This window comes from Pontibacter roseus DSM 17521, from assembly GCF_000373265.1.
Lineage (GTDB): Bacteria > Bacteroidota > Bacteroidia > Cytophagales > Hymenobacteraceae > Pontibacter > Pontibacter roseus.
Window position 1 is genome coordinate 72689 of the sequence record NZ_KB890765.1, and the last position, 13497, is coordinate 86185.

The window sequence follows — 13497 nt, forward strand, 5'->3', positions numbered from 1 at the left end:
CGCTCAGCTTGCCCAGCAAAATCGGAACTTAAACAGGCTCTAAGTCAAAATTCATACCTATCTTTAAGGCAGTTTAGACACAAGCGAGTGAACGTTTCCAAATACATATCCGAAAAGATTTCTGAGGTACAGTCTGGTTCCTTCACCACGTCTGTGACAAAAATAGCAATTATAAGCATAGCTGCGGGCATTGCCATCATGATTGTGTCGTTTGCCATACTGGAAGGATTCCGTAACGAGATACGGGACAAGATTTTCAGCTTTGGGGCACACCTGCAGATAAGCAAGTACGACACCAACAATTCCTTTGAGGGCGCTCCCATCAGTACGGCGACCGGCATAAACAGCACCGAAGATATACCAGGTATAGCGCACATCCAATCCTTCGCACGCAAGACGGCCATCATCAAAACTGATGAAGAGGTGCTGGGCGTGGTGGTCAAGGGAGTAGACAAAGGGTATGACCTGTCGGCGATGCAGCAGAACCTGGACGAAGGAAAGCTTATCGGCTTCAACGATACGGCGTCTTCCATGGACGTGATGCTCAGCCGGCGCATTGCGGACAAACTCAGGCTGAAAGTGGGGGATGAGGCCATTTTCTACTTTATACAGAACCCACCCCGCGCCCGCAAACTGAAGGTGTCGGGCGTGTTCAACACCGGCCTGGAGGAGTTTGATGAAGTGTTTGTGATTGGCGACCTGCAACTGGTGCGGGAACTGAACAACTGGCCTGACACGCTGGTAGGAGGCGTCGAAATTCTCCTGAAAGACTTCGAGCAGATAGATTTGGTGGCGGACCAGGTGTTCGACCAGATGAACTATGACCTGCAACTCGAAAAAATAACCGACAGGCACGCCCAGCTGTTTGACTGGCTCCAGCTCCTGCGCAAGAACGTGGTCATCTTCCTGGTGCTCATTATCTTCGTGGCGACTTTTAACATGGTGTCTACGGTATTCATCATGATTATTGAGCGCATCAACATGATTGGGGTGCTTAAGGCAGTAGGGGCGACGGATGCGCAGATACGGCAGATTTTCTATTTCCGGGGGCTGAGCCTGACGCTGAAGGGCATGTTCTGGGGGAATCTGATAGGGCTGGGCTTTTGCGTGATTCAGTACTACTTTGAAATCATCCCGCTCGACCCCGAAAACTACTACATGGACACGGTGCCCATCAGCTGGAATTTCGGAATCATTGTTATACTCAACGTGATTACGCTGTTGATGACCATGCTGGCCATCCTCATACCTGCCGCCATGGTAGCCCGCATCAAGCCGGTGAGAGCAATCAAATTTGACTAAGACCGTTCCGCTATACCTATCCTAGAAAAAAGAGAGCGGCCAAACTGAGTTTTGGCCGCTCTCTTTTTTGCTAGGTATGACTTAATATATCAGTGCTCAGGCACACACGTCTCGCAGTAGGAAGAGCTATACCTTAGCTCAAGGCTATACCTTGTTCTTCGAAGGTAGCCTTCACCTTTTCGTTCATGTCCCAGAAGAAGTTCCAGTAGTTTTCCTTGTTTACCCATACACGCACACTCAGGGTAAGTAATTTATCGGTGAAATCGGTGACCACGATGACCGGGGCAGGTTCGGGATGCACACGTTTATCAGCGTTCAGCAGGCCTAGCAATATCTGCCTTACCTGGCCGATGTCGTTGTTCACAGAAACCGGATATTTGAGCTCCACCCGGCGCGTTTTCTCTACCGTGTAGTTTACCACCACACTGTTGGCCAGCGGGCCATTGGGTATAAAGATTGTCTTGTTGTCCGGCGTCTTGATGACCGTGTTGAAAATGTTGATGATGTCCACGGTTCCGGCCTGCCCCTGTGCCTCTATGTAATCGCCTACGCGGAATGGTTTGATGGTCAGAATGAGTACACCACCTGCAAAGTTGGAGAGGCTGCCCTGCAGGGCCAAACCAATGGCAAGACCCGCTGAGCCCAGTATGGCAATGAAGGAAGTCATCTCAACGCCCAATTGGGCAATGACAAGGATAATCAGCAGCACCCGCATGATGATGGCCAGGAGGTTCTTCAGGAAAGGGCGCAGCGAAATATCCACATCCTTCCGCACCATCAGGTTGTATATCAGTCGGTTCAGCCAGTTGATGACCCAAAGGCCGACGAGCAGGGTAAGGGTGGCAGCTACCAGGCGCATACCATATACCATCACAAAGTTGGTGATAGTGGCGCTGTAGGCATCGAAGTTGAAAAAGTCGAACATGCTGTTTAGGTATGGGCAAACAAAAAACTCTGACGACCTCGCAAGGGCATCAGAGTTCAAAATTGGTTATTTTCTAAAGCAATGGCAATACTAAGGCAGGTGCCGGCTCTGTAGAATCAGGTTGGGGTTCGGGCATAGCGCCTCGTAAACTGCTCTTTCAGACAAACGGGCCACCCCAGGATAGTCGCCTTGCTTCCCATCCATACTGCTGATGATTTGGAAATGCAAGTGCGGAGGCCAATCGCCGTTTTCAGGGAAAGACCCCACTGTGGCGATTTTGTCACCTTTCCTGAACTCCTTTCCAACCTCCAGCCCTGCCAGAGAAGAGACACTTAGGTGGCCATACAAGGTATAGAAGGTCGTGCCCTCTAACTCATGCTCCAATATGATAGTCGGGCCGTAGTCGCCGAAGTTGGCGTTGTCGGCAAAGCTATGCACCTGTCCATCAAGCGGTGCAAAGACAGCCGTCCCAGCCTCCAGCCACACGTCCACACCCAGGTGCAGGTCACGGCTTTCGGCGGCTACATCAAAGTGCGAACTGCGCCGGTAGATGAACCTGTTCTCCAAGTATCCTCCCACACCTATGGTGGCGTTGCGCTCCTGCAGCATGTGTTTGACAGCTTCGTCAAACGCTGCTGTGTTGCGCAGGTCAGTCTGCTGCAGCCTTTGGTTGGCAGCAGAGAAATCGAGCAGGCACACATCATCGCCGTTCAGGTCCGCATTAAGCACGGGCCCGAAGGCAATAGCATGCTGCCTTAGCAGGTCACTAAGTTTTTTTGAATCACTCATACAGGTATAGCGAAGCGGAGGGTTTTCCGCCGCGCAAGTATAAGAAGAATCAAGCTATTTCTTCCACATACTTGGAGAGTGTCTTCAGGCTTTTTGTCTTGCCAAAGAGCTCCTCAGACTTTTTGCTGTAGGCCTGCGCAGCCTCCTGTAGCGTGTCGAAGGTGCCCAGGTTGATGCGCTGCTTGTTGTGGTGGATGATGGCACGGTACTTTTGTGCCTCCTTGTGTACCCCGCGCACGCCCAGCTTGTTCTCCGTCTTGGAGGTGTTACGCACGATTTTGCAGAGCGGCGCCCATTCCAGGTTTTCGCGGCGGCAGTCCAGTTTGTTGCCGTTCTTGAAGTGCACGTAGAGCTTGATGTTGCTTTCTGGTTTTTCCAGAAGCTGCTCCCCAATCATCTTGTGCAGGTAAATGGTTTCGTTGCGGTACTTGCCGTTCTTCAGGGGCCAGTTTTTCTGGAAGAAGGCGTAGCCGTTGGAGTGTATGCGCAGGTGCTTCAGGAATTCTATCTGCTGCAGGTACGCATTGTTTTGAATGTACTCGTAGGTGCGGTCGTCAACCACTACGGTTTTTTCACAGTTTTTGAGAGTTAGTTTGTAGAGCATTGGTGTTTTCAGTAGTTGTATTTTGGAGAACGGAATGCGGGTGCAGGATAGTACCCGGATGCCACAGATATAGGCAGTAATCTGCAAATGTGCGGCTTTTTTTTCATTCTACGTTCATCGTGTTACAGATTCGATTACATTACGTTATTAATTGTGACAGCGCTAATTTTTGAGCGATATTTTCCACGAACAGAATAGTTTGTCGTAACTTTCAGTTTTAAACCGTATTGATTTACTAATCCGTCGAGCAAAAAATAGGAATATGAGTAGCCCTTACTTCAGTCTGAAAGTTGTGGAGATTACCCGTGAAACTTCAGATGCGATTACCATACATTTAGAACATCCCGATAAAAAAGTCATACCGTATAAGCCTGGTCAGTTCCTGACGCTTATCCTCCCGATTGAAGGAAAAAAAGTACGTCGTTCGTACTCGCTTTGCAGCGCCCCGGATGAGGGGATTAGGCTGTCTGTAACTGTTAAACGTGTAGAAGGTGGTCTGGTTTCCAATTACTTACTAGATCAGTTGCAAACTGGTCAGGAAATTGAGGTAATGGAGCCATTGGGCAACTTCAAACTGGAGCCGAACGCCAGCCAGAGCCGGAACATCGTCCTGTTCGGGGCTGGGAGCGGTATCACGCCGCTCATGTCTATGCTCAAGTCGGTGCTGCGCGAAGAGCCCAACAGCAAGGTGACCCTCCTCTACGGCAACCGTGATGAGGAGTCTGTCATCTTCAAAAAGGAGCTGGAAGAGCTGAGCGCCACCTACGCGGGCCGACTCCACACCGAGTACATTTTTAGCCAACCCAGACAGCAATGCGAGCACGGTGGACGCATGAATCAGAGCATGGTCATCAAGATTCTGGAGCGCTTGAAAATGGCCAAATCGGAAAATTCGCTTTACTACATGTGCGGACCGGAAGGCATGATGGAGGAGGTGCGCAAAGCCCTCAATGTGCTGCATGTTCCGGCTGACCGAATTTTCCGGGAGAGCTTTGTGAGCAACAAACTCATAGAGCAGCAGGAGCAAGAGCAGCACGGCGAAGTCATGGCCTCTGACGACGATGGGGAAATCACGACGCAGATTGTCACCATCATCTACGAAGGTGCCGAGTACAGTGTGCAGGTAGAGCCGGACCAGACCATTTTGGAGGCCGCCCTAGAGCAGGACGTGGACCTGCCTTATTCGTGTCAGGCAGGACTGTGCACCGCCTGCCGGGGCAAGTGCCTGAGCGGCAAAGTGCACCTGGATGAGCGCGAAGGCCTCTCCGACGCTGAGTTGGATGAGGGTTACGTGCTCAACTGCGTAGGCCATCCGCTCACCGCCAACGTGGTGATAGAAATCGGGTAGGACTGTGGCTATACCTGGCCCTAAGACATTGCTGAATCCAGTGCAGATCTGTTAGTGGATTTTTTTGCACTTTCAGAAGAAGTGTCTATATTACCTCTTCTTATACATAACAAGCTATGAGTAAAACTGAAGCTATGATACAAGTGCCCGAACGAAAGAAGAGGGTATACCTGTCGGAAGACTTTAAAATCGATACCTGGGAAACCATTGCGCCATACTTTGAAGAGCTAAAAAGCCGTGACATCCATTCGGTGGAGGAACTGGAGAAGTGGATGAAGGACCGCAGCGAACTGGAGAGCGTGCTTTCAGAGGACTTGGGCTGGCGCTACATCCGGATGACCTGCGATACACAGAACGAAGAAATAACGAAGGCGTTTCAATACTTCGTCTCTGAAATCGAACCCAAGATAGCACCCTACGACCACGAACTGAACCTAAAGCTGATGCACTCGCCTTACGTGAACGGGCTGGACAGGGAGAAGTACAGGGTATACCTGCGTGGCGTGGAACGGGCACTCGAGATTTTCCGGGAGGAAAACATTCCCCTTAACACCGAGATAAGCACTAAGCAACAGCAGTATGCCGCCATCACAGGCGCCATGACCGTAACGCTGGATGGGCAGGAAATGACCCTGCAGCGCGCCGCTGACCGACTCAAACGCAACGAACGCGAAGTGCGCGAAGAAGCCTGGAGGGCCATACAGGAAAGAAGAGTGGCAGACCGGCAGAAGCTGGATGATTTGTTTGATGAACTGCTGCATCTCCGTACGCAGGTAGCCAAAAACGCCGACTTCGAAAACTTCCGCGACTACATGTTTGCTGCCATGGGCCGCTTCGACTATACCCCGCAGGACTGTTTCGATTTCCACCAATCCATTGAAGAAACTATCGTGCCTTTCCTGACGAAGGTGGACCAGGAACGCAAGCGGCAACTGGGGCTGGAAGAGCTTCGGCCTTGGGACCTGGACGTGGACCCAAGCGGCAAAGCGCCGCTGGAGCCGTTCAAGTCAGGTGAGGAGCTGCTGGAGAAAACGGTTCAGGTATTCTACAACTTGGACACCTACTTGGGGGACTGCCTGGCCACCATGCGCGAGATGGGCCACCTGGATTTGGAATCCCGAAAAGGCAAGGCTCCGGGAGGCTATAATTACCCTCTGGATGAGATTGGTGTTCCATTTATTTTCATGAACGCCACTTCCAGTCTGCGCGATGTGATTACCATGCTGCACGAAGGCGGACACGCCGTACATTCCTTTCTGACCCGAGATTTGACCTTGGGAGCTTTCAAACATCCACCGTCTGAGGTAGCCGAATTGGCCTCTATGTCTATGGAGCTCATTTCAATGGACTATTGGGACACCTTCTTTAAGGATGAGGATGAACTGCGCCGTGCCAAGCGAACCCACTTGGAGAGTGTGCTCGAGACCTTTCCTTGGGTGGCTACCGTGGACAAGTTCCAGCACTGGATTTATGAGCACCCGGAGCACAAGCAGGAGGAGCGTCACCAGGAGTGGCTGAACATTTTTGAGCGCTTCAACCACCTGGAGGTGAACTGGAGCGGACTGGAAAAGTACAAGCCGTTCATCTGGCAGAAGCAGCTGCACATCTATGAGGTACCCTTCTACTACGTAGAGTATGCCATGGCACAACTGGGCGCCATAGCCGTGTGGAAAAACTACAAAGAGAACCCTGCCGAAGGCTTGGCGGCTTACAAACGTGCCCTAAGCCTAGGCTATACCGTTCCCATTGGCGAGGTATACGCTGCAGCCGGCATCAAATTCGACTTCAGCACCGATTACATCAAGACCCTGGTCAATTTTGTGCAGGGCGAGATGGAGCAGCTCTAAGCCGAAACCAAAGTTTTACAATAAAGCCCCGGCATTACCTGATACGTAGTGGCGGGGCTTTTTCATGGGGAGATATGAGGACAGTTTTGCAGGTATAGCTTTGGGCTCAAATACAGGTATACCTGTTGCACAAAAGTATAGCTTGGGCAGGTGTGGTCTCGAGATTGAAGCCTGGGTTTGGGTGTTTATTGGCTATACCTGCAAGCCCGCCTCATGGACGGCCATGCTCACTAGAGGGGTCCATTGCCTTCTTGTAAACCAGCAGCGCCCGTCACGAACTCGTGACGGGCGCTGCTGGTTTAATTTAGTAGAAATCTACAAAGGCTTGAACTGTTCAAACATCTGGCGGCAGTCGTTGCAGTAGTGCATGGAGCGGCAAAGAGTGGGCCCAAAGGGCGTACGCATGTCTGTGTTGTCGCTGTCGCAGTACGGGCACTTTACATGCTCCAGAATGTCAAGGTCCAGGATGAGGTCATACTTGGGTGGCGGTGCCAGACCAAACTCCTTTAGGTGCTTCCGGCCTTTCTCAGAAATCTTGTTGCTGTCCCATGGTTTGTCAAAGGTCATGTTGACGGTATGGCTCGTGATGCCGTTCTTCTCCAAGGTGCGCTGCACGTCCTTCTTCATGTAGTCCATGGCAGGGCAACCGGCAAAGGTAGGCGTCATGTTCACGGTCACGTGGCCAGCATCTGAGACTTCCACGCCCGTGATGACGCCCAAGTCTACCAGCGACAGCACCGGTATCTCCGGGTCCTTCACATCCTCCAACAGGGTCAATATGTTCTCCTTCGTCAACTCCATCTTTATGAGTTTACCACTCCGCTGTTGGGTCTATTTTGAACACCTCGGCCATCTCATCCAGGAGCGGCTGCAGGTGCTCGGTATGCTCCCCGTAACGTCCTCCAAACCTAGGTTCAATGGTGCTCAGGTCTGGCAGTTTTAACTCAGTTTTCTCTATGACCGTTTTGATGCGCTGCAACCACGCTGTTTTCACGGCTTCCTCACCTGCATAAACACCACTCTCAATCAGTTCCTGCTCATACTTGGACGGTTCGAACATACCCAACGCATAAGGTATGGCTTCGTCCAGGGCGGACTGTAGACGCAGGATGGCTTCCTCGGTGGAGGCGCCCAGATTCTTAATCCAAGTGTTGGCATGCAGCACGTGGTATTTTACTTCACCTTTGAGTTTGGTAGCCACCTTCGCAATTGGTTCGTAGCTGGACTGGCTCAACATCTCGAAGCGGATGATTTCGGCGTTGTCGTATAGAAAGTGACGAATCAGGCTGAAGTCGTACTCGCCGTTCGGCAGTTCCACCAGCTGGCTGTTGTGAAACTGGTTGGCGTTGCGGGTGAAGGCCACCGTGTCTGGCTCAGCTTCGCCAAGCTCCTGCAGCAAGGTATAGAAAGCCAGGCTGTGGCCAATCTTGTCCTGCGCCATAGATGAGAAAGCAATGTCCTCCTCCAGTATCGGGCCAAAACCCGTCCACTCGGAGTTGCGGTGGCCCAATATGAGTTGGTCATCGGCTAGTTTGTACAACAGGTCTTTTATCGCTAGCTCGTTCATTAGGAGGCAGTCGTTTTATGTTCTTCTTTATACTTTGTGATTTTGTCCATCACTTTGTAGGCGATGGCCTCGCGGTACTTCTTCTCCGGTATCGTGGTCCACATGTCTTTGTCTTCCTCTGCAGACTGGAGCACATGCTTTGACATCACCACCCACACGTTCACAATCGGACCTTTATCACCGTATTGGTTGCGAGCCTCCTGCAGTGCTTCCTGGTAAGAGGTAGCCATAACGCGTCCAGCATGGGTATGGGCTTTGCCACGCTTCTTCAGGTGGAAAATTTCATACGGCTCTGGCTGCTCACTCTGCTCAGTTGGGTCTTGTGCACGCACCATGTCGTACACGTTCTCACCGTCTCCGGCATAGGGCGTTACCTGTATGTGCTCAGTGCGGGCAATCCACATACCGGTGCAAGCGGCACGGCGGCTGTACTGCTCCTTGGCAAACAGAAAAGCTACTTCCTCGTTAGGGGCGTGCACAGGGCCTACATAGGTATAGGCAGCGCCTTCCTTTTTCTGGTGGAAGACCTCGTATGTCTCAAACTGGTCCAGTTCCGGTTTAGGCTCAATGGCGGGCGCCTCGCCTTCCGGCAGGTTCAGTCGGGTTACTCTTGGGTCAAGTGATGTCAAAGACATAGTTTTGTTAGTTATGAGTCATGAATTGAGAGTTATGAGTTAAAGGGAAAACCACTTTGAACGCTTCACTCTCAACTGTTAACCACCATTGACTAGGCCAATGGACGAACGTATTTCGCTTTGGGGTTGAGAAGGGCCCTGCGGACCCAGGCGCCACGCTCTTCGGCGGTGCGGCGCACGGCCAGACGCTCCGCGTTACAAGGGCCATCGCCGTTAATCACGCGCTTGAACTCATCCCAATCCGGCTCAGTGTATTCCCACTGGCCCGTCTCCATGTTCTTCTTCAGGTTAGGGTCTGGCACGGTTAGGCCAAGTTCCCAAATCTTGGGCACGTACATGTCCAGGAACTGCTGGCGGCACTCGTCGTTGGAGGCCATCTTCACTTTCCAGCGCATAAGCGTTTCGGTGTGCGTGCTCATCTTGTCAGACGGTCCAAAGAAGGTCATGATAGGAGGCCACCAGCGGTTGAGGGCGGCTTGTATCATCTCGCGCTGCTTGGGTGTTCCGGTAGCCATGTGTACCACGGCATCGTGGCCATACTTCAGGTGGAAAGCCTCCTCCGCACAGATGCGCTCCAGTGCACGGGAATACGGACCGTAGCTGCCTTTGGCGTTGGCCATCTGGTTCACGATAGCGCCTGCGTCAATCAGCCAGGAAATGATGTTGGAGTCCGCCCAAGTAAAGGCCGGATAGTTGAACACGTTGGAGTACTTGCTCTTGCCGTTAATCAGGTCCGTGAGCATCTGCTCGCGTGTTTTGCCCAACGTCTCGGCGGCGCTATATAATAATTGGGCGTGTCCTACCTCGTCCTGCACCTTGGCCATCTGGGCCATTTTGCGGCGGAAGCCGGGGGCACGGGTAATCCAGGTGCCTTCGGGCAGGGCGCCAATGATTTCGGAATGGGCATGCTGCTCAATCATACGGATAAGCTGCTTGCGGTAAAGTTGCGGCATCCAGTCGTTTGGCTCAATCTTCTCGCCACGGGCGATGCGCGCCTCAAATTCGGCCAGTTTTACCGGGTCTTCGGTCTGCAGGTCATCGAACTTGGTAGCTTCAAAAACGTTTCCTCCTCCGTACATAATATCTATGGTTTTAAGGTTCTGTAATAAGTGCCGGACTGTTAAGGTGGCAGTCCGGCAAAGGTTAGGTTTAGTTAGGGTGTATTAGGTAATGGTCAGGTATAGCTTAGTTTAAACTAAGGTTCGTCTTCAGCCCGTTCAGCAGCATAGCTGACAGATTCTCGGCAATCTCCTCCGGCTTCATTTTTCCCTCCGGCTTGTACCAGGTATGTATCCAGTTTAGGCCGGAAAGGATGGTGAGCACGGCAAACTTCTCATCCGGCACCTGAAACTCCCCGCTGGCTATACCTTGGCGGATGATGTCTCGGAAGTAGTTCTCGTACCGGTCACGCAGAGCCAGAAAATCGCTGTGGTGCGGCTCACTCAGGTGGCGCCACTCCTGCAGGAAAACAGCAGATGCCTCTGTATTGCGAGTCAGGACGCGGACGTGCGCGGTAATGGCCCGCTGCAACTGCTCCGTGGCACTGGCGTTTTCGTCCTTAAGTGCCTCAATCGCCCCAAAAAACTCATCCGCCATCCGGAAACACACCCGCTGGAGAATCTCCTCCTTGGAACGGATATGCGAGTAGATGCTGGCCGCCTCTATACCCAAGGCATTGGCCAAATCGCGCATAGATGTGGCTGAGAATCCCCGTGTCTTAAACAAGGCTGTAGCTTTTTGCTCTATCTGTTCTTTCCTGCTCAAGGTATAGTTTGTATATAGATAACAACAAATGTAAGCAACCTAACGTTCGTTAGCAAATTTATTTTACGCACGGCGCCTTGTCTAGGTTGTAGGTAGAGGTGTGGGTGCAGTGGGTGAGAATGCGCCACAAACCGTTCTGAATGTATTTGGTTATGCATAGTATTCACTCTGCGCATGAGCTGACGCAGCAGGAGCGCCAAAGAGATTTCGACTTTCTTACTGAACGAGTAAGTATAACTTGTTGAGAACTAGAAAACTTTTTAAAATTAGGCTGTTTGCTGGTGTGTTTTTTGCTTGTAGCGTTACATAAGTATGCCAATAGGAGAGGGAGAAATTGCCTGCTTTTACTTATATTATACAAGCTATTCCCGAAACACTTCGTATACTTGGAACCGGTGTGCCGGAATGTACAACCACATTAAAGAAGACACTATCATGACGGAGACTACAGATACCGCTCAGGCGCATACAATGGATTACGTCGACTATGAGGTCAGAGACCGGGTTGGGTATATCACATTGGCCAGAGCCGAAAAGCGCAATGCGCTTAACGCAGAAATGGTGACGGAACTGAAGCGCGCCTTTGCCGCCGCCGAGGATGACGAGGCCTGCAAAGTGATTGTGCTGCGCGCGGCAGGCAAGGTGTTCTGTGCCGGCGCCGACTTAGAGTATCTCCAGCGGCTGCAGCAATACGACTACCACGACAACCTCGCCGACTCCACTCACCTGATGGAGCTTTTCCGCCTCATCTATACCTTGAAGAAGGTAGTGATAGCGCAAGTGCACGGGCATGCCATCGCCGGTGGCTGCGGACTCGCTTCCATTTGCGACTTCGTGTTCACGGTGCCTGAGGCCAAGTTCGGCTACACCGAGGTGAAGATTGGCTTTATACCTGCTATCGTGAAAGTGTTCCTGCTCCGCAAGATAGGGGAGTCCCGCGCCAAGCAATTGTTGCTGACCGGTGACTTGATATCGGCAGAGGAGGCGCAGACGTATGGCCTGGTTAATTACGTGGTGCCGGCCGAAGAACTGGAGGAACGTGTAGCTAGCTTCGCCCAGAAGCTATGCACCGAGAACTCACGACAGTCCATGGAGGTGACCAAGGAGATGATTGCCCGCGTGCAGGAAATGTCCCTGGAGGATGGCTTGCAGTACGCCGCTGAGATGAACGCAGTAGCCCGCGGAAGCGAAGACTGCCAGCGGGGTATAGACGCTTTCCTGAAAAAAGAATCCCTTACCTGGTAAGATTCTGTTGAAGTCTTAAAACCATTTGTTAAACTTGTTGTTTGATGAGTATGCTGATGGGCCTTGGAATCATGTTGATAACTTTTGTAGCGATGGAGGGTGTGGCCTGGGCCATGCACAAATACGTGCTGCACGGGTTTCTGTGGTTCCTGCACAAGTCCCATCATACCCGCCACGACCACGCCTTTGAGTGGAATGACCTGTTTTTCGCCTATTACGGCACCCTGGCTATGTTGTTCTTTGTCTTCGGCAGCGAACCCATTGACTACCGGTTCTGGATTGGTGCAGGCATCACCCTCTATGGGGTGGCGTATTTCCTGATACACGATGTCTTCATTCACAGGCGCATCAGGCTTTTTGGTAAAACGTCTAATGTTTACCTCAAAGCCTTGAACATGGCGCATAAAGTGCATCATAAGTCCTCGGGCCGCGACGGCTCTGAGTCCTATGGCATGTTGTGGGTGGCACCAAAGTATTTCAGGGCGGCATATTCCATCATTCAAAAACAACAGGGGGAACAGACGTGGCGCAGTACACCATCAAAGAGCTAGAGCATCTTTCGGGCATAAAGGCCCATACCATACGCATCTGGGAGCAGCGTTACAACGTTCTCTGCCCGCAGCGTACCGATACTAACATCCGCTATTACAGCGACGCCGACCTGAAGACCCTGCTGAACATCTCGCTTCTCAACGAGCAGGGGTTCAAGATATCCAAAATAGCCCGGATGAGCCCGGAGCAGCTCAGGCTAGCGGTGCAGCAACTGGCTGAGCAGGAGAGCACTTCCCTGGCGCACCACATCAATGCCATGGTGGCTGCCATGGTGGACATGGACGAAGAGCGGTTTGATAAATCCCTTTCCACGGCCACCCTGCAACTGGGATTTCAGGAGACCATGCTGCAGGTGGTATACCCGTTTCTGCATAAAATCGGCATCCTGTGGCAGACCAATAACATAAGCCCTGCGCACGAGCATTTTGTGAGCAACCTCGTGCGTCAGAAGCTGATTGTGGCCATAGACGGGCAGGTGGTTAAGCACAGAGAAGGCATGTCGGCTTACCTGCTATACCTGCCGGAGGGAGAACTGCACGAGATTGCCTTGCTCTATATGAATTACCTCATCCGGGCGCATCACCAGCAGGTGATATACCTGGGGCAAAATCTGCCTTTCGAGGACCTGCAGCGGACCTATAACCAGTGCCAGCCTCAGATTCTATGCACCGTGCTGACCATCGTGCCGGAACGGGAGCAGGTGCAGGCCTACCTCAACAAGCTTTCCGAGACTTTCCCCAAGGCTCTTATCTATGTCTATGGGTACCAGGTCCAATACGATTTCCTCAATTTCCCTGAAAATGTGCGTAAGATAAGGTGCATCGAGGATTTTATCGCCTTGCTTCCCAAGGTATAGCGGTGTATACCTAATGTGCATTTTATTTGAAAAAGAGCCAAACCCAAGCGGGTTTGGCTCTTT

General features: G+C 51.8%; 14 protein-coding genes. 6 read left to right on the forward strand and 8 right to left on the reverse strand.

Annotated elements, in window-relative coordinates; genetic code table 11:
* Window positions 1–153: 153 nt before the first annotated feature.
* Window positions 154–1302, forward strand: coding sequence for an ABC transporter permease (locus B051_RS0111770; RefSeq protein ID WP_245539616.1), 1149 nt, complete (start codon window positions 154–156; stop codon window positions 1300–1302).
* A 133-nt stretch (window positions 1303–1435) separates the two neighbouring features.
* Here B051_RS0111770 and B051_RS0111775 read toward each other — a convergent pair whose 3' ends face one another.
* The 3 genes from B051_RS0111775 to B051_RS0111785 all read right to left on the reverse strand — a co-directional run bounded on the left by B051_RS0111775 (window position 1436) and on the right by B051_RS0111785 (window position 3620).
* Window positions 1436–2227: a mechanosensitive ion channel family protein gene (locus B051_RS0111775; protein ID WP_018478401.1), complete on the reverse strand. Its 792-nt coding sequence runs from the start codon at window positions 2225–2227 to the stop codon at window positions 1436–1438.
* A gap of 90 nt (window positions 2228–2317) precedes the next feature.
* Window positions 2318–3016 (reverse strand): peptidoglycan DD-metalloendopeptidase family protein, encoded by a 699-nt coding sequence (locus B051_RS0111780; RefSeq protein ID WP_018478402.1) that lies wholly within the window; start codon window positions 3014–3016, stop codon window positions 2318–2320.
* 49 nt (window positions 3017–3065) lie between these two features.
* Entirely contained in the window at window positions 3066–3620 is a 555-nt protein-coding gene (locus tag B051_RS0111785; protein ID WP_033316859.1) for an HNH endonuclease, read from the reverse strand.
* A gap of 262 nt (window positions 3621–3882) precedes the next feature.
* Between B051_RS0111785 and B051_RS0111790 the strand changes: the two genes are divergently transcribed.
* Both B051_RS0111790 and B051_RS0111795 read left to right on the forward strand, forming a co-directional pair.
* On the forward strand, window positions 3883–4968 hold the full coding sequence (locus tag B051_RS0111790) for a ferredoxin--NADP reductase (protein ID WP_026236355.1): 1086 nt from the start codon (window positions 3883–3885) through the stop codon (window positions 4966–4968).
* 116 nt (window positions 4969–5084) lie between these two features.
* A complete protein-coding gene (locus B051_RS0111795; protein ID WP_026236356.1) occupies window positions 5085–6815 on the forward strand; it encodes a M3 family oligoendopeptidase in 1731 nt (576 codons plus the stop codon).
* 315 nt (window positions 6816–7130) lie between these two features.
* On the opposite strand, the gene paaD is transcribed toward B051_RS0111795, so the two are convergent.
* The 5 genes from paaD to B051_RS0111820 all read right to left on the reverse strand — a co-directional run bounded on the left by paaD (window position 7131) and on the right by B051_RS0111820 (window position 10781).
* Window positions 7131–7616, reverse strand: a complete 486-nt coding sequence (gene paaD / locus B051_RS0111800; RefSeq protein WP_018478406.1) for a 1,2-phenylacetyl-CoA epoxidase subunit PaaD — start codon at window positions 7614–7616, stop codon at window positions 7131–7133.
* A 10-nt stretch (window positions 7617–7626) separates the two neighbouring features.
* Window positions 7627–8382 carry a 1,2-phenylacetyl-CoA epoxidase subunit PaaC gene (gene paaC, locus B051_RS0111805; RefSeq protein WP_018478407.1) on the reverse strand — a complete coding sequence of 252 codons (756 nt, stop codon included), beginning with the start codon at window positions 8380–8382 and terminating at the stop codon, window positions 7627–7629.
* Complete coding sequence (locus tag B051_RS0111810) at window positions 8382–9017, reverse strand: hypothetical protein (protein WP_018478408.1); 636 nt, start codon at window positions 9015–9017, stop codon at window positions 8382–8384. The genes paaC and B051_RS0111810 overlap by 1 nt, the downstream gene beginning before the upstream one ends.
* A 92-nt stretch (window positions 9018–9109) precedes the next feature.
* Window positions 9110–10096 carry a 1,2-phenylacetyl-CoA epoxidase subunit PaaA gene (gene paaA, locus B051_RS0111815; protein WP_018478409.1) on the reverse strand — a complete coding sequence of 329 codons (987 nt, stop codon included), beginning with the start codon at window positions 10094–10096 and terminating at the stop codon, window positions 9110–9112.
* A 106-nt stretch (window positions 10097–10202) separates the two neighbouring features.
* A complete protein-coding gene (locus tag B051_RS0111820; RefSeq protein WP_033316860.1) occupies window positions 10203–10781 on the reverse strand; it encodes a TetR/AcrR family transcriptional regulator in 579 nt (192 codons plus the stop codon).
* A 435-nt stretch (window positions 10782–11216) separates the two neighbouring features.
* Here B051_RS0111820 and B051_RS0111825 point away from each other — a divergent pair, with 435 nt between their 5' ends.
* The 3 genes from B051_RS0111825 (at window position 11217) to B051_RS0111835 (ending at window position 13434) form a co-directional block, all read left to right on the forward strand.
* Window positions 11217–12026: an enoyl-CoA hydratase/isomerase family protein gene (locus B051_RS0111825; protein WP_407636255.1), complete on the forward strand. Its 810-nt coding sequence runs from the start codon at window positions 11217–11219 to the stop codon at window positions 12024–12026.
* 71 nt (window positions 12027–12097) lie between these two features.
* A complete protein-coding gene (locus B051_RS0111830; protein ID WP_245539617.1) occupies window positions 12098–12577 on the forward strand; it encodes a sterol desaturase family protein in 480 nt (159 codons plus the stop codon).
* On the forward strand, window positions 12550–13434 hold the full coding sequence (locus B051_RS0111835) for a MerR family transcriptional regulator (RefSeq protein WP_018478413.1): 885 nt from the start codon (window positions 12550–12552) through the stop codon (window positions 13432–13434). The genes B051_RS0111830 and B051_RS0111835 overlap by 28 nt, the downstream gene beginning before the upstream one ends.
* Window positions 13435–13497: the final 63 nt, after the last annotated feature.